The sequence below is a fragment of the Arthrobacter sp. TJ-270 genome (assembly GCF_058269075.1).
The window spans coordinates 50961-71022 of the sequence record NZ_JBZCNB010000002.1; the positions used below are offsets into that span (position 1 = coordinate 50961).

Here is a 20062-nt window from a genome sequence, read left to right on the forward strand (position 1 = left end):
CAGATGCGGTCTGCGCAGACGGTGAAGCCGTTGTCGGAGGAAGAGGCGGAGATCTACGTTGCTTCAGTCTGCTTCAAGACGGGACCGCCCGGAAAGATCGGCATCGAAGTTGAGCGCACGGTCCACCGCATCGACGACGGCGCCGTTCCGGTTCCGGTACCAGAGGTCCGTGATGCTGTCGGCAGCGTATCGGAACCGCTTCCCGGCGGAGGGCTCATCACCCTCGAACCGGGCGGCCAGCTGGAAATCAGTTCCGCCTGCGCACCGAGCCTTCCCGAAGTGATCTCGTCCACGCGCAAGGATCTCAGCCGGGTCGCCACACTGCTGGCGGAAGCAGGACTTCTCCTCGGCGACCTGGCCCTCGACCCGTTCCGGCCGCCGCGGCGCACGTTGGAACAACCCCGCTACGCAGCGATGGAGCAGCAATTCGATCGCACCGGTCCAGCCGGCCGGACCATGATGTGCTCCACCGCTTCCCTTCAGATCTCGCTCGATGCGGGCACCGACGGCGCAGGTCCCGGCAGCGCACTCCAACGCTGGCGCCACCTGCATCTCCTTGCGCCGCTGTTGACGGCCATGTTCGCGAACTCGCCGTTTGTCGGAGGCAAACCGAGCGGGTGGCGCAGCACCCGCCAGGCCGCCTGGCTCGCTATCGACCCGACCCGCACCGCAGCGCCGGCGCCGCTCGCGGATGATCCCAGACACGACTGGGCACGCTACGCGCTCGACGCTAACGTCCTGTGCATCAGACCCGACAACAGCGACGGCAACTGGCACGTTCCCCGGGCATTGACCTTCCGGAACTGGCTTCGCGGAGCCGGCCCCCGGACGGTGACACTGCAGGATCTCGACTACCACCTGACCACGTTGTTTCCACCGGTCCGGCCCCGCGGCTTCCTTGAACTGCGGGTGATTGACGCGCAGGCAGGCGGGGACTGGGAGGTGCCAACCGCCGTCGTCGCGGCCCTGATTGAAGACCCCCAGGCTGCTGCACTGGCGGGCGAGGCCTGCCGCGCTCTTCCCGCTGACGCCGGATCGCCGCTGGCCGCCGCCCGTGAGGGGTTGTCCCGCCCGGAGCTCGCCGAGGCTGCGCTGACTTGCGCCGAGGCCTCTTACGATGCCCTGCCGCGGCTGGGTGCGGATTCCGAAACGCGGGCCCGGGTCGCCGCCTTCATCGAGAGATATACCGCCCGGGGACTCACCCCGGCAGACGTCTCACTCGCCGAATGGCAGCGCACGGGACGCATTCCGGCCTTCACCCTTGAGAACCCAGCCGATCACCCTGAGGAGCGACTCCATGAGCATCGCTGAAACAGCAGCAGTTGAACCGACGGACACCGAACAGCTCCGGCTGGAATTGGCCCGGCGGCTTGAGCGTGCACGGAACCGGACGCTGGCGCTGACAGATTACGACGACGGCGAACTGGTCAAGCAGCACTCGCCCCTTATGTCGCCCCTGGTATGGGACCTCGCGCACGTGGGCAGCCAGGAGGAATTGTGGCTGGTGCGCGACGTTGGGGGACGCCCGCCCCTGCGCTGCGATCTTGACGAGATGTACGACGCTTTCCAGCATCCCCGGAGCACACGTCCCACGCTTCCGCTGCTCTCGCCCGCCGAATCCCGGCGCTACCTTGCGGAGGTACGCGACAAGGCGCTGGACATCCTGGATCGCACCCAACTGGAGGGCAAGCCGCTGCTGGAGAACGGGTTCGCGTTCGGCATGATCGTCCAGCACGAGCAGCAGCACGCCGAAACCATGCTCGCAACCCACCAGATCCGCGACGGTGAACGGATCCTGCCGGAGACACCGCTGCCTGATACCCGTGCGAAGCTGCCGCTACCCGCCGAAGTGCTGATCCCGTCCGGTCCGTTCACCATGGGCACGTCGGTCGAACCATGGGCGCTGGACAACGAGAGGCCCGCGCACTCGGTGGACCTGACTGCCTACTGGATCGACACAACACCGGTGACCAACGGCATGTATGAGCAGTTCATCTCTGCCGGCGGCTATGACGAATCCTCCTGGTGGCACCCGGACGGCTGGCGGCACCGGAACGAGGTAGGCCTGAAGGCGCCGAAATACTGGCACCGCGCCGACGGGCAGTGGATGCGCAAGCGGTTCGGCGCCGTCGAGCCCGTCCCCGCGGACGAACCGGTGCAGCATGTCTGCTGGTATGAAGCCGATGCCTACGCTCGGTGGGCCGGACGGCGGCTGCCGACCGAGGCCGAGTGGGAGAAAGCCGCCCGCTTTGACCCTGCCAGCGGCCGGTCCCGCCGATTCCCGTGGGGAGATGAGGAGCCCGCTGCCGAGCATGCCAACCTCGCCGGAACGGCCCTGCGCGCAGCACCGGCCGGCTCCTACCCGGAGGGTGCGTCACCGCTGGGTGTCCGGCAGCTCATCGGGGACGTGTGGGAGTGGGTTTCGAGTGACTTCCAGCCCTACCCCGGCTTCACCGTCTTCCCTTACGAGGAGTACAGCCAGGTGTTCTTCGGAAGCGACTACAAGGTCCTCCGCGGCGGTTCCTGGGCCACCGACCCCGCCGCTGCCCGCGCGACCTTCCGAAACTGGGACTATCCCATCCGCCGGCAGATCTTCTCAGGCTTCCGGACCGCACGCGACGCCCGCCCAGCGGAGACCGCCTAGCATGTGCCGGCACCTGGCCTTTCTGGGGTCGCCCACCCCCCTCGCCACGCTTTTGCTCGCCCCCGAGCACGGCCTGCTGAAGCAATCCTGGGCGCCGCGCTTCCAGCAATTCGGCACCGTGAACGCTGACGGGTTCGGCGTCGGCTGGTACGCGGACGGCGACCCCAAACCCGCGCGCTACCGCCGCGCAGTACCGATGTGGGCCGATCCTTCCTTCGCGGACGTCGCCCGGGTCACAACGACGACGGCGGCGCTCGCCGCGGTGCGGTCCGCCACCGTGGGCACCACCCAGGACGAATCGGCCTCAGCTCCCTACACGGACGGCACCTGGCTCTTCAGCCACAACGGGCGGATCAACGGTTGGCCCGGATCCGTGGAGGGGATCGTTGACGCGATCCCTGCGTCCCGTCTGCTGACCATGGAGGCACATGTCGATTCGGCCTTGGTCTGGGCGCTGGTGCTCGAGTTCCTGGCGGCCGGACAGGGGCCCGATCAGGCGCTCGCCGGTAGCGCCCGAACAGTGTTGGAGCACGCCGAGGCGCGCCTGAACCTGCTGCTGACGGACGGCAAAACAATCACGGCTACAGCTGTGGGGGACACTTTGTACTGGCGCTCCGGGCCGGAGGGGTTTGTCGTGGCCAGTGAGCCGTCCGACGATAGTCCGGGCTGGCACAGCGTTCCCGATAACTCGGTGCTCACCGCGACAGCCGACGGTGTCGAGGTTCAGCCCATCGGTTAGAGTGAGGGACTCACCAGCGGACCCAGGCAGCGGTCATGCGGTCACGGCCGCCGCTGGCCATAGGTCACGCGCCCGGACACATGCTCATCACCGATGCTCGGGACAGCGACTACCTTGTGCCCTGAGCTGCACCCGGAACTTCTGCGCACTTTCGGGTGACTTCCGGCGTCGTGAAGTCGCCGGAAGTGCACAAAAGTTCCGGGGTTATTCTTCGAGGTGCCCCAGTAGCTCAGCTTCTGCCGCCTCGAGGTAGGCGCGCAGCTCGGCAGCGGCCTTCTCGTTTTCGCCCGCGCGAAGCCGCTTCACGAGCTGCGCGTTGCGGTCTACGTAATGGGTATGGAAGTCCGGCGCGGAGGCCATGGCGTGGAAAACGAGCCGCATCTCCGCGAGCACCCGGCCCATGAGTTCCTGCAGCAATTCGCTCCTGGTCAGCCCCACCACCGCTTCGTGGAACGCCTGGTTCGCGTTGGCCATGTCAGGCACCGATCCGGCGTCTCGCGCGGCCTTCGCCCGCCGGATGATCGATTCCATTGCATCGAGTTCCTGCGCTGACGGCTCAGACCACAGCACTGCCGCAGGCTCGATAGTCCGCCGGACCCGGTAAATCTCCCGTACTTCCTCCACACCGGGGGACGCCACGAAGACGCCCCGGTTCGGAATCCGCGTCACGATCGATTCGCCCGCCAGCGTGGTGAACGCCTGGCGCAGCGTGTTCCGCGAAACCCCCAGTGACTCCGCGAGTGCCTGCTCAGAAAGCTTCGACCCCGGCGTCAGCTGGCCCGCCGCAATCCGTGCCCGCAGCACCGACGCGATCCACGCCGTCGTATGCGCGTGCTCAGCCGCGCCCGCCTCGTTGCTCACCGTAGTCATCGCCTTCGATGCTAGTTCTATTTAGGGACGACCTCGCCCAGCACTTCACCGCGCACGACGGCGGCACCGGCCTCCTGCCCGCCGCGCCGGAACGTGCCGGCGGACGAGGCGGACACCACGGTCTCCATCTTCATCGCCTCCAGCACGGCGACGGGCTGGTCGGCTGCCACCTGTACGCCGTCGTCGGCCAGCCACTTCACGAGGTTGCCGCCCATCGGGGCGGTGACGGCGCCGTCGTTATTGTGTGTTTCCGTGACGGAAGACGGCACGACGGCGGCACCGCCGCCGCTCATCAACGCAGCAAACACCTGGCCCGGCAGGCCGAGCTGGACGGCCTTGCCGTCGATCTCCACCGTGAGTGTTTCCCGCCGCGCGACGGGACCGGCGAGTCCGCTCTTGAAGGACGCAGCGAGGCGCTCGGAGAACTCGGACTCGATCCACGTGGTGTAGACGCCGAGCCGGTCGGTCCGCGTGAAGTCCGGATCCCGCACCACTGCCCGGTGGAACGGGACAACGGTGGGAACGCCGTCGATCCGCAGCTCGTCGAGGGCGGTGCGGGCGCGGCGAAGTGCCTGTGCACGGTCCTCGCCGTAGACGATCAGCTTGGCCATCAGGGAGTCGTACTCGGCGGGCACACTCGACCCTGAACGGACGCCCGTGTCGACGCGGATCCCGGCCCCGGTGGGTGCTTCGAACACGTCGACCGGCCCGGGGGAGGGCAGGAAGCCACGGCCGGCGTCTTCGGCGTTGAGCCGGAACTCGATGGCGTGACCGTGCGGCGCGGGGTCCTCGGTGATGGACACCGGCAGCCCGGCGGCAATAAGGAACTGCTCGCGGACCAGGTCGACGCCGGAGGTTTCCTCGGTCACCGGGTGCTCGACCTGCAGGCGCGTGTTGACCTCGAGGAAGGAGATCACGCCGTCGGGTGCCACGAGATACTCGACCGTCCCCGCGCCGGTGTACCCGGCCTCGCGGCAGATCGCGCGCGCGGACTCGTGGATGCGGGTGCGCTGCTCATCGGTCAGGAACGGTGCGGGTGCCTCTTCGACGAGCTTCTGGTTCCGCCGCTGGAGCGAACAGTCCCGGGTCCCGACCACCACGACGTTCCCGTGCGTGTCCGCCAGTACCTGCGCCTCGACGTGCCGCGGCTTGTCGAGGAAACGCTCGACGAAGCACTCGCCGCGACCGAACGCCATGGTCGCCTCGCGTACCGCAGACGCGAAGGCGTCGTCAATGTCCTCGAGACGGTGCGCGATCTTGAGCCCGCGACCGCCCCCGCCGAACGCGGCCTTGATAGCCACCGGAACGCCGTGCTGTTCCGCGAACGTGCGGACCACCTCGGCATCCGCAACCGGCCCGTCGGATCCGGGGACCAGCGGAGCACCAGCGCGTACCGCGATCTCCCGGGCGGTCACCTTGTTGCCCAGGCTGCGGATCGCGTCCGGTGACGGGCCGATCCAGGTGAGCCCGGCGTCGAGCACTGCCTGCGCAAAGTCGGCGTTCTCCGAGAGGAAACCGTAGCCGGGATGCACTGCGTCCGCGCCGGCACGAGCGGCGACGTCGAGCAGCTTCGGGATATTGAGGTACGTGTCCGCGCTTGTGGAGCCGTCGAGCGCGTAGGCCTCGTCGCTGAGGCGGACGTGCAGGGCATCTGCGTCGGGATCGGAGTACACCGCAACGGAAGCCAGCTCAGCATCGGCGCACGCGCGCGCTATCCGGACAGCGATTTCACCGCGGTTGGCGATCAGGACCTTCTTCATGGCTAGGGCTCCATTTCGATGAAACTCACGGTGGTGCCGGGCGGCAGCTGGGCGGCAATGGGGAGATCCTCCGGCACGACGACGCCGATCACCGGATATCCGCCGGTCACCGGATGGTCGGCCAGGAATAGTAGGGGAAGGCCCGACGGCGGCACCTGCAGTGATCCCGCCATCACACCTTCGCTGGGCAGTTCCTCGGTGACTGAGCGTTCGAGGGGCCGGCCTTTTTGGACTCCGAGGCGGACGCCGATGCGGTTGGACTCGGCCGTGACCGTCCAGGCCTGCGTGGTGAGTGCCTTTTGGGAATCAGGCGTGAACCAGTCCTCGCGTGGGCCGGCGGTGATCCGAAGCTGCACCGGCTCGTTGCCCGGCTTCAGCAGTGTCTGCGGCAGCGTCGAGGGTTCGGGCGTGCCGACAATGTGGCCGCGCTCCACCTCGCCGACCGGTAACACCGTGCCCTGCTCAAGGACGCCAGGGCCGATGCCGGACATCAGGTCCGTCGCACGGCTGTCGAGCACAGCGGGAACGTCGATTCCCCCGCGGACCGCCAGGTAGGTGCGCAGTCCGGCGTCGGGCACATTGAGATGGAGACTTTCGCCGTCGTGCAGGGGAAAGGGTGCGTTCATCGGGGCGGACCGGGTGCCGGCTTCGCTGCGGATCTCGGCTGGTGCCGGGGCGCCGGTGAGTGCGGCCGTCAGCTCTCCATGAGCCCGGACGGCGAGTCCGCCGAGGACGCTCTCGACGACGGCGTCGCCCGGCTCGTTGCCGACCAGTCGGTTGGCCTGGCGGGCGCTCGCGGTATCGGCGGCGCCGGAGGCAGAGACGCCGAGGTCACCGAGCCCGGGCCGGCCGAGGTCCTGAATAGTGGACTGCGGTCCCGGCGTGAGGACCTCAAGGAACGGCGACCCAACCGCAGGATGGGGAATGCCGTCGTCGTGCTTCTCGACGCTAAGTTCGATCAGTTCGCGGACCGCCGCATACTGAACCGTGGTGCCGGGACGCAGGAGGGCGGGCTGTTCGCGGCCCAGGTCCCACATCCGGGCGGCGGTGCGGCCGATCAGCTGCCAGCCGCCGGGGGAACGTCGCGGGTAGACGGCGGAGAAGTTGCCCGCCAGCGCCACTGAGCCGGCGGGCACGGCTGTGCGCGGTGTATCGCGGCGGGGCACGCTGAGCGACTCGTTCTCGCCGACCAGGTAGGCGAACCCGGGGGCGAAACCGCCGAACGCTGCCGTCCACAGCTGGTCGGTGTGTGTTTTGATGACGCCGTCGGGGCCGAGGCCGGTGAGGCGGCCGACTTCGGTGAGGTCATCGCCGTCGTACACCACCTCGATCCGCACCGGGTCACCGGACGCAAGCCCGTCCCTGGCCGGGGTCGTGTCGAGAGCGGCGACGGTGGTTCGGGCAGCTTGGGCGTGGGAGCGAGAGTCGAAGACGGCCAGGACCGTCCGGGCTGCAGCCAGCACGTCCACCTGTCCGGCGAGCGGGTGCTCCACCAGTTGCGCGTGCATAGCGAGGACGGATTCGAGCGACGCAAGCTCAATCAGCAGGGCGCGTGGCCCGGCCCATCTGATGTCCTTTTGGGGGATGCCAGGGCTCACACGAAGCTCCGGATACCGACGCCGGCCGCTTCCAGTTCTCGGCGGACGGCGGCGGCCATCGCAACTGCGCCGTCGGTGTCGCCGTGGAGGCAGATGCTTTCGGCGTTCGTCTTGATGGTGGACCCGTCGCGGGCGACGATCGTGCCTTCGGTGGCAAGGCGGACCATGTTGGCGGTGACGGTGTCCTCGTCGTGGAGGACGGCGTCGGGTTCGCGGCGGGAGACCAGCGTTCCGTCCGGGTTGTAGGCGCGGTCGGCGAAGGCTTCCGACACTCCGCGGAGTCCGGCGGCTCCGGCTTTCTTGAGCGCGACTGAGCCGGGCAGGAGCAACATGGGGAGGTCGCCGCCGAAGGCCTTGACGGCGTCGACCACTGCCTTCGCCTGGACCTCGTGGGCGACGATCGTGTTGTAGAGGGCGCCGTGGGGCTTGACGTAGCGGATGGTGCCGCCGGCTGCGCGGGTGATCGCGTCGAGGGCGCCGATTTGGTAGAGGACGTCGTCGGCCAGTTCTGTGGGGGAGCAGTCCATGAAGCGGCGTCCGAAGCCGGCGAGGTCACGGTAACCCACGTGGGCGCCGATGGTGACGCCGGCGGCAACGGCATCGCGGCAGGTCTGGGCGATGGTGGACGGATCACCGGCGTGGAAGCCGCACGCCACGTTGGCGCTGGAAACCGAGCGGAAGATGGCGGCGTCGTCGCCCATGGTCCAGTTACCGAAGGACTCGCCGACGTCGCTGTTGAGGTCGATGAAAGCCATGGTGATCCTCGTCTCGTTTATATGGTCCCTTCAGCATGCACGAGATTCAAGGATTGTTCAACAATATGGCCTGGAGTCATACCTGGTGGTGCGTTGGTCAGTATCTGGCAAAGAGTTCCCGCGCCCGCTGCACCACGACGTCCGGACGCTCATCAGCGATCCAGTGGGCCGCGCCGTCGACCGCTTCTATGACCATGTCATCGGCGAACTCTTCCCAGCCGCCGAGGAACTCGGCCTTCACCACCGGGTCGTCCGCACCTACCAGTAGATGTGTGGGCGTGGTCAACCGTTGATTCCGGTAGGCGCCGGTCATGATGGCCTGGGCTTCCGCCTGAATGAAGTGCCGGTACAGTTTCGCTGCCGCAAGGGCCTGGTCCCGGTTGCGGAGAGGTGCGAGGAAGAACTCGATGTCGGCGTCGTTCCACGGTGCGGGGTTGGAGGCGTAGGCGCGGAACAGAAGTCGCGGCAGTGGTTGCTTGCCATCACTCAGCACGCGCCTGTTGATCCCCGGCGTCACGATCGGCAGTTGGTACCAGGCGTGGCGCATCGAGGGAATCATGCGGGCATTGAACCGCATGTAGGGGTGGGGGACTGCGAGGGAGAGGAAGCTCCGCACGCGCTCCGGATGCCGCAGGCAGAGTTGAAAGCCGAGAAGGGCACCCCAGTCGTGGCCGATCAAGTGCACACGGTCCAGTTCGAGAGTGTCGAGCAGATTGACGACGTCGGCAAGAAGTTGAGCGCGTGTGTAGCCGTCGGGAGGAGCGTCGGTCCATCCCGCGCCGCGAAGGTCCGGACAGATCAAACGGTAATGCGCTGACAGTTCAGGAATTACTGCGCGCCACTCCCACCAGTGCTGAGGGAAACCATGCAGCAAAAGGACGGAATCTCCCTGTCCTGCTTCGGCCACATGCATGCGCAAGCCGGGCAGCTGCACAAATTGATGTTCAACGCCTTCGATTTGGTAAGGGGCATTGGCTACGTCGGCCATGACTCATGCTAGGCGCGGTGTTGAGAATCGTCGAGGGAGGGACCCCTCCCGGATTCCCTCCCTCGTTCAGGTCTTGTGACGCTTACGCGAGTACGCTCACCTTGGAGTTCCGGCGGCCGAACAGCATGTAGTCGGCCGAAGCGCGGCCCGGGCCGACCAGTGCGAGGGCCAGTGATACAGCGCCGAGCAGGAGTACCAGCTCGTAGCCGCCGTTGGCGACGAAGATGCCGGCGGGAAGGTGCACCAGAACCAGGGCGCCCAGCATGTCGAGGGTCAGCAATGCGGCGACGGGACGGGTGAGAAGACCGAGGATTAGCGCGATCCCGCCTACGAGCTCAAGCGTGGCGACCGCGGGAGCGGCGATCTCGGCCATCGGAATGCCCATGTCACCGAAGGCGGCCTGCGTTCCGGCGATGGTCCACTCGTTGTACTTCTGCCAGCCGTGTGCGGCGAAGATGAAGCCGACGACGACGCGAAGAATTGTGCGGGCAATGGTGGTCAGGGTGGTGGTGTTCATAGTTTTTCCGTTCGGGTCCGGGTGGTGCAGTGTCCGTCAAGGCGGGCACCGCCGTCGTAATGGGGTTTTAGCGGACGAGAGCGAATCCGCTGGTCCACAGGATCTTCTCGCTGGCGGCGAGGGTCAGTTGCTGGAAGCCGATGGCTTCAAGCTCACGTGCGCGGGCCAGTGAGCCCGCGTCGACGGCGTCCACTCCGCCAGCCTTGACGGCCTCGGCGAGGGTGCTCTTGGCGTCGGTGTCGTCACCGGCGATCAGCACGGTGGTCTGGTTCTGGCCGACGCTCTTCGAGCCGAGTGTTGCGGCGAAGTTGGTATTGAAAGCTTTGAGGACCTTGGACGACGGCAGGGTGGACGCCAGTTCGGCAGCGGCGGAGCTGTCTGAGGCAACCACGAGCGAATCGAAGGTTTCGAAGTTCAGCGGGTTGGTGATGTCGACAACGATTTTTCCGGCCAACTGGTCACCGTACTGCGCGACGATGTCTTTGAGCGCGGGGTAGGGGACAGCGAGGACGACGACGTCGCCGTTGATGGTGGCCCCGGTGCTGGAGGAGTCGATGTGCTGGACTGACGCGCCTCCGGCTGCAACAACGTCTGCAATGGCGCTGCCCATGTTGCCCTTGCCGAAAATGATGAACGAAGTCATGTGGAACTCCTTTGGTGGTATTTGTTGTAGGTACAACGATCAAGCTAGCACCGTTTAGTTGTAGCTGCAACTATTGCGTAGAATGAAGGTATGACTCGATGGCTCAGTGAAGAAGAACAGACAGCATGGATACGTACGGCGGCCGTGCTCGAGCTGCTACCTGCCGCGCTGGACGGTCAGCTGGTGCGGGATGAGGACCTGACGCACTTTGAATACTTTGTGCTGGCGTCGCTGTCGGAAGCTCCCGGGCGCGCCCTGCGCATCACAACTCTGGCGTCGATGACCAATGCAACGCTGCCGCGCATATCCCGTGTACTGACGGGCCTGGAGAAGAAGTCGCTCGTGGAGCGTAGCGAGTGCAACGAAGACCGCCGGGCGAAGAACGTCACGCTCACCAGCACAGGCTGGGACAAAGTGGTGAAGTCTGCCCCCGGTCACGTCGAGAATGTACGAAGTCTGGTGTTTGATCAGCTCACGCCGCCGCAGGTGTCCCAGCTGTCCGCCATAGCAGCTCAGCTGCTCAAGACGCTTGATCCCGAGGGGCGGATGTTCGCTTCGGCCGGTTAGTTTGTGTCGGCGGTGGCGGTGGCGGTGGCGGCGACTCGCTTCCTGTCTCGATTCTTCGCTTCGTCTCTCGACGCCCGTGCCCGCCGTCTCAATCGTGAGCCTGCGGAAATGTCAGACCCGGATGATCGAATGTATTCATGACGGGGAAGCATTCAACCTGGGTTTCTGAGGAGACGGCGCTGTGGGCGTCGGATTCCGTCATGGGCCCGTTGGCTGGTCAGCTGTCGCATCACCCGGTCATCAATCGGGATCTGGAGGCGTCGCTGGAGTGTCTGGGCGAGCTTGCTTCTTTGCGGGCTTGGCTGGATGCTCAGGAGGCCAAGCTGGTGGCCCGCCTTTCGGAACTCTCTGTAGGGGCCATCGCCGAGCAGGGCTATGGCGGTCTCGTCGCCGAGGAGTATGGAGAGAGCCTCGCATCAGCTGAGATTGGCGCAATGCTGAAGATTCCGGACCGCTCGGCAGGGCAGCTGATTGAGCAGTCGAAGTTGTTGGTGAACTTCTTCCCCTCCACCGTGGAAGCGCTTCAGCTAGGGAGGATCTCGCGTCGGCACGCGGTGGCTGTGTCCCAGGAGTGCTGCGGTGTCCCCGAGTCGGAGATCCCGGACTTCGAAATGCAGCTGCTCGATATCGCACAGGGAACAACGGTTGCGAAGTTGAGTAACCGGGCCCGGCGGCTGCGTGAGCGTCTGCACCCGCAGTCGCTTGCCGTGCGCCGGGAAAAGAAAGTCCGTGAGCGTACGGTCACCGTGGAGCCCGACCGTGACGGCATGGCCTGGTTGAGCGCCTACCTGCCCGCTGAAGAGGCGTATGGGATCGCGCACCGTATCGACGTGACTGCCAGGGCTCTGCAATGCCCAGACGAGCAGCGAACACTCAGCCAACTGCGCGCAGATGTTTTCTCCGACCTGCTTACGCATACCTGCGGCATCGACCCGACGACGAGTATCGCCGGCGGTGGGTCCGCCTCTGACGGCTATCGGGGCGTTGCCGCGCGCGTGTTCGTGACCGTGCCGGTTATAACCCTGCTCGGCGGTGAGGAACCTGCGGAGCTGGACGGCTACGGACCAATAGACGCGGAAACAGCCAGGAGGCTGGCCGGTCACGCGCCGTCGTTCACGCGGTTGCTGACCCACCCGGAAACCGGAGCAGTCCTGTCGGTCGGCAGGACAAGGTACAAGCCGCCTAAAGACCTGCAGGACTGGGTTCGGGTCCGTGACAAGACCTGTCGTCATCCCGGCTGCAACCGAGTGGCTGCGGGTTGCGAGATCGACCACACGACACCCTGGTCCCAGGGTGGAGAAACGCGCGCGGGAAACCTCGCGGCCTTCTGCAAGACGCACCACATGTTCAAGACGCTCGGATTCTGGAAACACAGACAACCGGTCGAGGGAACCATGCAGTCGACATCCTTCGCGGGAAAAACGTACACCACGGTGCCCGAACCGTTTTATGCCCGCGCGCACACCCATGACCAGGTGCCGCCACCGTTCTGACGCTGGTCTCAGGAAACCTGCAGGCCGCCGTTGATGTCGTACGTGGCCGCGGTGATGAAACCGGCGTCGGGACCGACGAGGAAGGCGATGAGGGCGGCCATCTCGTCCACCGTTCCCACGCGTCCAACCAGGATGTCCTTCGACATCTCGCGCTTCCGCTCCTCGGTGAGGGTGCCGCCCATGATGTCGGTGTCGACAGGGCCCGGCGCAATGCAGTTGACGGTGATGCCGTGTTCCCCCATTTCCCGGGCCAAGGCGCGGGTAAATCCGATGATCCCGGCCTTCGATGCGCTGTAGGCAACCTTGGAGTACGTGCCGCCGCCGCGCTGCGCCGAGATGGAAGAAATGCTCACTACCCGACCCAGCTTCCGATCGATCATTCCGCGCAGAACACGCTGCGTGACGAAGAAAGTGCCTGTCATGTTGACTGCGAATACGCGTTCCCAGGCCTCCTTCGTCTCCTTCATAAATTCAGTCGGCGAACTGATTCCCGCCAGATTGGCCAACGCGACGATGGGCGGCAGTTCGGCTTCAACGCGGCTGATCGCTGCGTCGACGGATGCTTCGCCAGAGACATCGGTCGCGACACCGATGGCCTTCACGCCGTGGCGCTGTGCGATATCCGCCGCTGCTTCCTCAGCAGCGCTGCCATCAATATCGAGGATCGCAATGTGCCACCCCTCGCCGGCCAAACGATCCGCGGTGGCCCGACCGATGCCGCGGGCGGAAGCTGCGCCGGTAAGTACGGCCGTGCGTTCAGAGGGAAATTCTGCTGGTTCAGTCACATTTGCTCCTGGTGCTGATCGTTGTGATGGATGAAGTGTTCATAGTCGTCGTAGGTCTGGTTGATATGCGCTTGCATGGCCTTGCCGGCCACCTCCGGATCGCGGGTACGGAGGGCATCAAGCACCAGCGCATGGTGCGTCATGGCGTGCCGCTGCACTTCCAGGAACGACGACGTCTCCCGCCGCATCGTGTAAAGCAGCTTGCTGAGTGGGCCGAGAATCACGGGAATGAAGGGGTTGGCGGACGCGCGGAAGACTGCGTCGTGGAAGGCCAAATCGGCGGCGGTAACGGCGTCGAGGTCGCCCGCCTGGTGCGCCCGACTCAACGCCACATTGGCGGACTCCATACGGGTGAAGTCCTCCTCCGTAGCATGCACTGCCGCCAGCTCAGCGGCGCCGATCTCGACCATGCGACGGATTTCAAGAAGCCGAAGTGAGACGTCGGGGGAGGAGGAGGCCGCGGACGCAGATCTCAGAATGGCCTGAAGATCGCTCCACTGCGCACTGGGATTCACATAGGTTCCGAGACCACGCCTGACCTGCACAATGTTCTGCGCCTGGAGTTTCTTCAGGGCCTCCCGCACCGTCAGCCGACTCACATCTGACGCAGCAGCCAGTTCACCTTCCGCCGGAAGCGACTGACCGGGTGCGTAGACTCCGCTGATAATGCGCTCAAGGATGTCCTCAAATACTGACTCGGACAGCGAAGTGCGTGGCACTGCGAGCACCTCCCGTCTTCGGCAGTAAGCACGCTGCTACCACCATCCTCGATTCGAACTTCCTTCGCTGAAAGCTTGTCAGATGTCATATGTCCGGTGCTAGTGTGACATCCAGCACACTGCTCGTCAACGCAATTTGCGGGCAAGTGCAGATCTAAGAGAGCAACGAGGCTTGCTTAGCTGACGAGGAGCACTACGTGGATCTACAACTACTTCTGGCGCTTGTTCTTGGCATCGCCACCATCATCATTCTTGTGCTGAGAACGCGACTTGATGCGTTCGTCGCCCTGCTCATTGCCGCCCTGGTTACGGGCATTGTGGCGGGGCAGGCTCCGTTGGACATCGTTTCTGCCATCACAACCGGATTCGGCAACACACTGGCGTCCATTGGCATCGTCATTGGCCTGGGCGTTGGAATCGGCAAGATCCTCGAGGTCTCCGGCGCCGCCAATTCTCTGGCCCTGGCGTTCCTGAAACTCTTTGGGAAGGGACGCGAGCCCTGGGCGCTTGGAAGCGTGGGCGCGCTGGTGTCGATTCCGGTCTTCTGCGATTCCGGTTACGTCATCATGAACCCGCTGGCTCGTTCCATTGCCAGGGTGAAACGGGCAGGCTACATCACTCTGGCGCTCGCTCTGGGCTGCGGTATGACTCTCACCCACCACCTCGTCCCACCGACCCCGGGACCGCTAGCAGTGGCGGGCATACTCGAGGCGGACCTGGGCGCTCTCATTCTCGCCGGCCTCGTCTTCACCGTCATCCTGTTGCCGATCGTGGTCATCTACGCTCGGTGGATCGGCCCCAAGATCGAGCCGGGTATGAATGAGACCGTTCGTGAAATGGTCTACGGATCGGCCGTCGTGCAGACGGCCGGTAGGACGAGTACTGCGCTTGCTGACCACGACGGCGGTTCGAGCCGCGACGACGACGACCACCACGGCGCGCTGGGCGACGCCGACGCCGCAAACGTCCACCAGGGATCATCCGTCGAGGTCGACAACGCTGATCTCGGCACTCCGCCGGCAGGAGCCAAGCCGCATAAGGTCGGTGCGTTCGTCGCTTCCCTGCCGCTGCTCGTTCCGCTGCTGCTCATCATCTTGAACACCGTCACCGGCGCGATCGACCAGAACAACCAGGGCGTGGTCGGAACTGGAGAGTACGAGCCCTCAGCGTGGGCCGTGCCGTTCGCCTTCATCGGTAACCCCGTAGTCGCGCTTGTCATCGGCGTCATCCTCGCCGTGTACATGCTGCTGCCGCGTTGGACGCCGCGCTCGAAAGTACAGGGTTGGTTCGGTGAAGCTGCTGCTTCCGCCGGGCTCATCCTGCTTATCACCGGCGCAGGCGGCGCACTCGGCCAGGTTCTTCGCAGCTCCGGAGTGGGTGATGCCCTCGCGGAGGCTATCGCCGCAACGCCGTTGCCGGCGTTCCTGGTTCCCTTCCTCATCGCCACCTTCGTCCGCATTGCCCAGGGCTCAGGCACGGTTGCCATGATCACTGCGGCTTCGGTAACAGCACCACTGGTGACCTCGCTCGGCATCGACCCGGTCGTTGCCGCACTGGCCTGCACCGCCGGTTCGATGGTCTTCAGCTACTTCAACGACTCCTACTTCTGGGTGGTCACACGCTTCGCCGGACTCGACGGGACGGCAGCGCTGAAGGGCTGGTCCGGCATTACGACGGCGGTTTGGGCCGGCTCGATTCCGCTCCTCTTCATCGCAAACGCGATCCTGGGCTGAGGTCTAGAAGGTACGCCGACGCTTCGAATCGAACCGCTCCCCGGGAGATGTCCCGGGGAGCGGCTCGCTTCTGAGTCACCGAAGCCGAATGTTCGAGGGGCTCCCGGGAACAGCCATCGCTTTCAGACCGGACTGTTCCGCCTGGAGAAGGCACCACTTGGCCAGTTGCATACCGACGAGCTTTTGTAGGGACTCGTGCTTCGTTTTCACCATGGGCGTCGCTGCCGAGCCGAAAACCGCGAGGCTGACGCCGTTTTTTCTGTGCAGAGCAGGATCCCGAAGGACTGCAATCCAGGCCCTGCTCAAAGCGTTCCTCGCCGCCTCAGCACTGCCATTGACGTTATTGAAAGCACGTGAGAGGTGAGCTGCCATACGTGCATGTTCGGTCAACTGAGCTGACGGCTTCTGAGCGGCAGGCTGCACTGCTTGAAGCGCTATCGGTTTTGCTGAGACCGCTTTCGTTGAGGCCGGCCTTGCCGGTTCCTCCGCAGCGAGAGTCAGTTCCGCGAGTTCAAGGTGAAGCTTCGCAATCTCCCGGTGGATCTCACCGATTCGCTGTACGACGACGGCACGAGTCGGGGGAGCCTTCGTGGCGGTCGGGCGCAGCCTGGCTTCCACTCCGGCCGACATGCTGCAGCGGAAGAGGCCACACAGGGCTTTTGCGAGCGGAAGGCGGCCGCCGTCGTCGTCGGGCAAGTGAAGAGGCACAGGGCTGGGAAGGGTCTGCACAACGGATGCCAGTTCCTCCAGCGTTCCATAGACCTTCCCGAACCGGATGCGCTCCACGACAGTCGCCGTATCAACCTGCGGGGAATAGACGCACTGTGCAAGCTTCAACTGCTGGTCGTCGAGGCCGGGAAAATGCACAGCCAAAATGCTCGACCTGCGGATGGCCAACCGTACGACCTCGTGTTGCTTTGTGACCTGCTCGATGGGGTTGCTCACTCCGGTTCCGTCGGCGAGCAACCAAGGCTTGCCCGTGTCTGCTGCAAACGAGACGGGGGACGGAAACCTCTTCCACTCGCTGACCATGAGGCAACCAGTCCGGGTGTTATAGAAGAACCAGTCGACCTCGGCGACGGGAAGCCCCGGTGCATCTACCCGACAATTCGTGAAGGCCCAGACGTCGTCATTGAGCAGGGACGCCAGCCGGGACACATCCTTCTGTGCAGGAGTGTGCGCCGCCGAATTGGTGGAAGGAAAGTGCAGCAACGTCGCGCCTTCATGGGTGCAGGGGATGATGAAGGATCCCCAACCCCGCACCAGCCGCGCGAAATGCGCTGCGATCATCCTAATAGAGGAAAAGCGCGACCCTGCCCATTAGGCTGGGCCGAATGGCGGCCACCGCAGAACCACCCCGTAAATCTCCCGCTCGAACAGCAGCGCGCATACTTCTCGGGTTATTGTTGCTCGCCGCCGGCACCGCCCACCTGACAGTCGCCCGTTCCGAGTTCGCCGCACAGGTGCCGTCCTGGTCCCCACTGGATACGGACGTCGTCGTGGTGGCGTCCGGCGTCGTCGAACTGGGTCTTGGAGCGGCACTGATTGTCCTTCAGCGGCAGAGAGTCTTGGTGGGCTGGATTGTCGCCGCCTTCTTCGTCCTCATCTTCCCCGGCAACATCGCCCAGTACGTAGAAGGCACGGACGCATTTGGTCTGAATACCGACCGCGCCCGACTCATCCGACTGTTCTTCCAGCCGCTCCTGGTGCTCTGGGCACTGTGGTCTACAGGCGCATGGCGCGACCTGCGATTGCTACGCTCCTCACGTGAGCATCAACGCCACTAACGGCATTCGCAACACACCACGATCGGGCGTGACGTCATCGACCTAGACGTTGTCATTGCCCTTGTCGGCGCCGTCGTTTTGATCGGTCTGGGTTCGATTTTCCGGCATAAGTTCATCCCGAGTGCCGAGTTCTGGTCCGGGCTCGAAAAGCTGACCTACTTTGTGCTCCTTCCGTCCCTGCTCGTAATCGGCCTCGCCGGAGCCGACTTCGCATCGATCGAGCCCGGACCGATGGTCCTGGTGCTGGCAGCCTCGGCCACCTTCGCGACCCTGCTCGCCTACGCTGCCCGCCGCCCGGCAGCCGGCCGTGATGGCCCTGCCTTCACATCCGTCTTCCAGGGCACTGTCCGCTTCAACACCTACATCGGAGTGACGACGGCGGCCGCACTCTTCGGAGCCGACGGCATCGCCATCGCAGCACTCGCCAACGCCGTCCTTGTGCCGTTCGGCAATCTCGCGTCGACAATAGCGCTGGCCCACTACGGACACCACAAACTCCGCGGCTCCGCATTGGTCTTCGCCGTGTTCGGAAACCCGCTGATCCTCGCGTGCGCAATCGGACTTGCCGCAAATCTGATCGGTTCCGCACCGGGAGCGGACGGCGTGCTCGACGCTCCGGTACCAGCCGCCGTCGTACAGCTCATGGCTGCGGTCCTGGGACTGCTCGGTGGAGCGGCACTGCCGATCGGGCTCTTCTGCGTAGGCGCCGGGCTGCGCGGACGGTTCTTCCCGCGCGAGTCCCTGCGCCCCGTGATGGCGGCACTGTTGCTGCGGTTCGTTCCGGTGCCGGCAGCGACGCTGGGACTGTGTATCCTGCTCGGATTCAGCGGACCGGCCGCCGTGGTCTGCGTGGTGTTCCAGGCGCTACCCACTGCGACTAGCTCCTACGTCTTCGCCCGACGGTTGGGCGGCGACGCCTCCCTCATGGCACAGATCACCGCAGCCCAAACTGTCATCTCGGGCGTGGTTCTGCCATCGTGGATCCTCATTGCGCTGACGGTGCTGATGTAGATCGCTAGGATCGAGCCATGGAAACCCGCGAGTCTGCCGCAGAGACCACACTGGTCACCCTCAGCGACATTGAAGCCGCCGCCGAACGCATCAACGACCTGGTCCTGCGAACACCGCTCATCCAGCTCCCGCACCCGCAGCGCCCGGAGGAGATCCTCCACTGCAAAGCCGAATCACTCCAGCCCACCAGCGCCTTCAAGCTGCGCGGCGCCTACAACACCATCGCGCAGGTACTGGACCAGGCGCACGAACACGGAATCGTCGCGCAATCCTCAGGCAATCACGCCCGAGCCGTTGCCTGGGTTGCAAATCGCCTCAACCTGCGGGCGGTCATCGTCATGCCGGAGGCGGCCCCGCGCACCAAGATTGACGCCGTCCGAGCGCTCGGCGCCGAAGTCCAGGTGGTGCCGTCCGCGCTGCGCGACGTCCGCGCCCACGAACTTGTCGCCAAACACGGGTACATCCACATCCCGCCCTACGATGACCCGCGCATCATCGCCGGTCAGGGGACCGTCGGCCTGGAGATCATGCAGCAACTGCCCGACGTCGACACCGTCCTCGTCCCCATTTCCGGCGGTGGCCTCATCTCCGGCATCGCGACGGCGGTCAAAGCCCTGAACCCGGAAACGCGCGTGATCGGCGTCGAACCGGAGCTCGCCGCCGACGCCGCCCAGAGCTTTCGCGAAGGCCGCCGCGTCACCTGGGAGCAACAACAGACCTACCGCACGATCGCCGACGGGCTCCGGACGCCCGCCCTCGGCGTGCACCCGTGGGAGCACGTGAAGCGCTACGTCGACGACGTCGTTACCGTCACCGAAGAGCAGATCCTGGCCGCCATGCGCCACCTCACACTTGCCGGCAGGCTCGTGGTCGAACCGTCCGGCGCGGTTGCCACCGCTGCGTGGATGCACGACGTGGTTCCCAGCCAGAACGACGGCGGCACAGTGGCCGCCGTCGTCTCCGGTGGTTCAGTGGATCCGGCCCTCCTGGCGAAGGTGCTGCAGCAGGCGGGCTAGAGCCGGGTGCCTTCACGCGCCGCTATTCGGCCACCCGGTTCCGGAACTTCCCAATCCGGACGCGCAACTCCTCGATCTGGCGACGCACGACGACGGCGGGATCCGGATTGATTTCGTTGGCTGGAGGAGCCTTACGGACGTTGCCAGAGCAAATGAAGTCGGCACAGATCAGCGTCCCGACCGTGTTCCCGTTGCGTCCGGCCTGTCCCGCTCGCTTAGCCACCCAGAGCAGCACGTCCTCCTTCGAGAAGACATCCCGGCACATCTCGCAGAGCACCGATCGGTTCTTTTTCGCGCCTCCGTCCGGTGCACGCAGAAGGACACCGGTCAGCCCGCGTTCAGTCGGCACGACGAGGTACGCACGAAGCGGCGGGGTTGAGAGCAAAGCCTCCGAAGGAAGAGTGTTGCGCGTCACCTCATAGGACCATAAGGTTATC

Annotated in this window: 20 protein-coding genes and 1 pseudogene; 10 read left to right on the top strand and 11 right to left on the bottom strand. The window is 65.0% G+C overall.

All coding sequences use genetic code 11. The features are described from left to right. The first annotated feature begins 3 nt into the window (after nucleotides 1-3). The 4 genes and pseudogenes from egtA to AC4D2M_RS04945 all read left to right on the top strand — a co-directional run. Nucleotides 4-1311, top strand: a complete 1308-nt coding sequence (gene egtA / locus AC4D2M_RS04930) for an ergothioneine biosynthesis glutamate--cysteine ligase EgtA (protein ID WP_490890501.1) — start codon at nucleotides 4-6, stop codon at nucleotides 1309-1311. After that, the gene (gene egtB, locus AC4D2M_RS04935; protein ID WP_490890502.1) at nucleotides 1298-2644 is read left to right on the top strand and encodes an ergothioneine biosynthesis protein EgtB; all 1347 of its coding nucleotides are present in this window, start codon (nucleotides 1298-1300) and stop codon (nucleotides 2642-2644) included. The genes egtA and egtB overlap by 14 nt, the downstream gene beginning before the upstream one ends. A gap of 1 nt (nucleotide 2645) precedes the next feature. Then, nucleotides 2646-3383 carry an ergothioneine biosynthesis protein EgtC gene (gene egtC / locus AC4D2M_RS04940; protein WP_490890503.1) on the top strand — a complete coding sequence of 246 codons (738 nt, stop codon included), beginning with the start codon at nucleotides 2646-2648 and terminating at the stop codon, nucleotides 3381-3383. Between the two features lie 23 nt (nucleotides 3384-3406). Further along, nucleotides 3407-3508, top strand: a pseudogene (locus AC4D2M_RS04945) (DUF1445 domain-containing protein); the annotation flags it as partial. 79 nt (nucleotides 3509-3587) lie between these two features. Here the strand turns inward: AC4D2M_RS04945 and AC4D2M_RS04950 are convergent. From AC4D2M_RS04950 to AC4D2M_RS04980, 7 genes are all read right to left on the bottom strand, one after another. Next, nucleotides 3588-4253 (bottom strand): GntR family transcriptional regulator, encoded by a 666-nt coding sequence (locus AC4D2M_RS04950; protein WP_490890504.1) that lies wholly within the window; start codon nucleotides 4251-4253, stop codon nucleotides 3588-3590. Between the two features lie 17 nt (nucleotides 4254-4270). Further along, a complete protein-coding gene (locus AC4D2M_RS04955; protein ID WP_490890505.1) occupies nucleotides 4271-6013 on the bottom strand; it encodes an acetyl/propionyl/methylcrotonyl-CoA carboxylase subunit alpha in 1743 nt (580 codons plus the stop codon). A 2-nt stretch (nucleotides 6014-6015) separates the two neighbouring features. Further along, nucleotides 6016-7611 (bottom strand): 5-oxoprolinase subunit B/C family protein, encoded by a 1596-nt coding sequence (locus tag AC4D2M_RS04960; RefSeq protein WP_490890506.1) that lies wholly within the window; start codon nucleotides 7609-7611, stop codon nucleotides 6016-6018. Next, nucleotides 7608-8366, bottom strand: coding sequence for a LamB/YcsF family protein (locus AC4D2M_RS04965; protein ID WP_490890507.1), 759 nt, complete (start codon nucleotides 8364-8366; stop codon nucleotides 7608-7610). Before AC4D2M_RS04965 ends, AC4D2M_RS04960 begins: the two co-directional genes overlap by 4 nt. A 97-nt stretch (nucleotides 8367-8463) precedes the next feature. Continuing rightward, nucleotides 8464-9354 (bottom strand): alpha/beta fold hydrolase, encoded by an 891-nt coding sequence (locus tag AC4D2M_RS04970; protein ID WP_490890508.1) that lies wholly within the window; start codon nucleotides 9352-9354, stop codon nucleotides 8464-8466. An 82-nt stretch (nucleotides 9355-9436) separates the two neighbouring features. Next, nucleotides 9437-9871 carry a DoxX family protein gene (locus AC4D2M_RS04975; RefSeq protein ID WP_490890509.1) on the bottom strand — a complete coding sequence of 145 codons (435 nt, stop codon included), beginning with the start codon at nucleotides 9869-9871 and terminating at the stop codon, nucleotides 9437-9439. Nucleotides 9872-9938: 67 nt separating this feature from the next. Then, entirely contained in the window at nucleotides 9939-10514 is a 576-nt protein-coding gene (locus AC4D2M_RS04980; RefSeq protein ID WP_490890510.1) for an NADPH-dependent F420 reductase, read from the bottom strand. Between the two features lie 90 nt (nucleotides 10515-10604). Here AC4D2M_RS04980 and AC4D2M_RS04985 point away from each other — a divergent pair, with 90 nt between their 5' ends. After that, on the top strand, nucleotides 10605-11081 hold the full coding sequence (locus AC4D2M_RS04985) for a MarR family winged helix-turn-helix transcriptional regulator (RefSeq protein ID WP_490890511.1): 477 nt from the start codon (nucleotides 10605-10607) through the stop codon (nucleotides 11079-11081). Between the two features lie 137 nt (nucleotides 11082-11218). After that, a complete protein-coding gene (locus AC4D2M_RS04990) occupies nucleotides 11219-12574 on the top strand; it encodes an HNH endonuclease signature motif containing protein (protein ID WP_490890512.1) in 1356 nt (451 codons plus the stop codon). 8 nt (nucleotides 12575-12582) lie between these two features. On the opposite strand, the gene AC4D2M_RS04995 is transcribed toward AC4D2M_RS04990, so the two are convergent. Both AC4D2M_RS04995 and AC4D2M_RS05000 read right to left on the bottom strand, forming a co-directional pair. Beyond that, the gene (locus AC4D2M_RS04995) at nucleotides 12583-13359 is read right to left on the bottom strand and encodes an SDR family NAD(P)-dependent oxidoreductase (protein WP_490890513.1); all 777 of its coding nucleotides are present in this window, start codon (nucleotides 13357-13359) and stop codon (nucleotides 12583-12585) included. Beyond that, nucleotides 13356-14078 (bottom strand): FadR/GntR family transcriptional regulator, encoded by a 723-nt coding sequence (locus AC4D2M_RS05000; protein ID WP_490890514.1) that lies wholly within the window; start codon nucleotides 14076-14078, stop codon nucleotides 13356-13358. Before AC4D2M_RS05000 ends, AC4D2M_RS04995 begins: the two co-directional genes overlap by 4 nt. 197 nt (nucleotides 14079-14275) lie before the next feature. On the opposite strand from AC4D2M_RS05000, the gene AC4D2M_RS05005 reads away from it, so the two are divergent. Further along, complete coding sequence (locus tag AC4D2M_RS05005; RefSeq protein WP_490890515.1) at nucleotides 14276-15811, top strand: GntP family permease; 1536 nt, start codon at nucleotides 14276-14278, stop codon at nucleotides 15809-15811. A 75-nt stretch (nucleotides 15812-15886) separates the two neighbouring features. Here the strand turns inward: AC4D2M_RS05005 and AC4D2M_RS05010 are convergent, their stop codons facing one another. Beyond that, complete coding sequence (locus AC4D2M_RS05010; RefSeq protein ID WP_490890516.1) at nucleotides 15887-17101, bottom strand: hypothetical protein; 1215 nt, start codon at nucleotides 17099-17101, stop codon at nucleotides 15887-15889. 44 nt (nucleotides 17102-17145) lie between these two features. On the opposite strand from AC4D2M_RS05010, the gene AC4D2M_RS05015 reads away from it, so the two are divergent. From AC4D2M_RS05015 to AC4D2M_RS05025, 3 genes are all read left to right on the top strand, one after another. After that, the gene (locus AC4D2M_RS05015) at nucleotides 17146-17598 is read left to right on the top strand and encodes a DoxX family protein (RefSeq protein WP_490890517.1); all 453 of its coding nucleotides are present in this window, start codon (nucleotides 17146-17148) and stop codon (nucleotides 17596-17598) included. 78 nt (nucleotides 17599-17676) lie between these two features. Continuing rightward, the gene (locus AC4D2M_RS05020) at nucleotides 17677-18609 is read left to right on the top strand and encodes an AEC family transporter (RefSeq protein WP_490890518.1); all 933 of its coding nucleotides are present in this window, start codon (nucleotides 17677-17679) and stop codon (nucleotides 18607-18609) included. 17 nt (nucleotides 18610-18626) lie between these two features. Then, nucleotides 18627-19625 (top strand): threonine ammonia-lyase, encoded by a 999-nt coding sequence (locus tag AC4D2M_RS05025; RefSeq protein WP_490890519.1) that lies wholly within the window; start codon nucleotides 18627-18629, stop codon nucleotides 19623-19625. Between the two features lie 22 nt (nucleotides 19626-19647). Here AC4D2M_RS05025 and AC4D2M_RS05030 read toward each other — a convergent pair whose 3' ends face one another. Further along, nucleotides 19648-20040, bottom strand: a complete 393-nt coding sequence (locus tag AC4D2M_RS05030; RefSeq protein WP_490890520.1) for an FBP domain-containing protein — start codon at nucleotides 20038-20040, stop codon at nucleotides 19648-19650. Nucleotides 20041-20062: the final 22 nt, after the last annotated feature.

Coding starts and splice junctions, on each gene's coding strand:
- AC4D2M_RS04990 (WP_490890512.1), top strand. CDS start 11,219: ATGACGGGGAAGCATTCAACCTGGGTTTCTGAGGAGACGGCGCTGTGG.
- AC4D2M_RS04985 (WP_490890511.1), top strand. CDS start 10,605: ATGACTCGATGGCTCAGTGAAGAAGAACAGACAGCATGGATACGTACG.
- AC4D2M_RS04965 (WP_490890507.1), bottom strand. CDS start 8,366: ATGGCTTTCATCGACCTCAACAGCGACGTCGGCGAGTCCTTCGGTAAC.
- AC4D2M_RS04975 (WP_490890509.1), bottom strand. CDS start 9,871: ATGAACACCACCACCCTGACCACCATTGCCCGCACAATTCTTCGCGTC.
- AC4D2M_RS04970 (WP_490890508.1), bottom strand. CDS start 9,354: ATGGCCGACGTAGCCAATGCCCCTTACCAAATCGAAGGCGTTGAACAT.
- AC4D2M_RS05010 (WP_490890516.1), bottom strand. CDS start 17,101: ATGATCGCAGCGCATTTCGCGCGGCTGGTGCGGGGTTGGGGATCCTTC.
- egtB (WP_490890502.1), top strand. CDS start 1,298: ATGAGCATCGCTGAAACAGCAGCAGTTGAACCGACGGACACCGAACAG.
- AC4D2M_RS05025 (WP_490890519.1), top strand. CDS start 18,627: ATGGAAACCCGCGAGTCTGCCGCAGAGACCACACTGGTCACCCTCAGC.
- egtC (WP_490890503.1), top strand. CDS start 2,646: ATGTGCCGGCACCTGGCCTTTCTGGGGTCGCCCACCCCCCTCGCCACG.
- AC4D2M_RS04955 (WP_490890505.1), bottom strand. CDS start 6,013: ATGAAGAAGGTCCTGATCGCCAACCGCGGTGAAATCGCTGTCCGGATA.
- AC4D2M_RS05015 (WP_490890517.1), top strand. CDS start 17,146: ATGGCGGCCACCGCAGAACCACCCCGTAAATCTCCCGCTCGAACAGCA.
- egtA (WP_490890501.1), top strand. CDS start 4: ATGCGGTCTGCGCAGACGGTGAAGCCGTTGTCGGAGGAAGAGGCGGAG.
- AC4D2M_RS04980 (WP_490890510.1), bottom strand. CDS start 10,514: ATGACTTCGTTCATCATTTTCGGCAAGGGCAACATGGGCAGCGCCATT.
- AC4D2M_RS04950 (WP_490890504.1), bottom strand. CDS start 4,253: ATGACTACGGTGAGCAACGAGGCGGGCGCGGCTGAGCACGCGCATACG.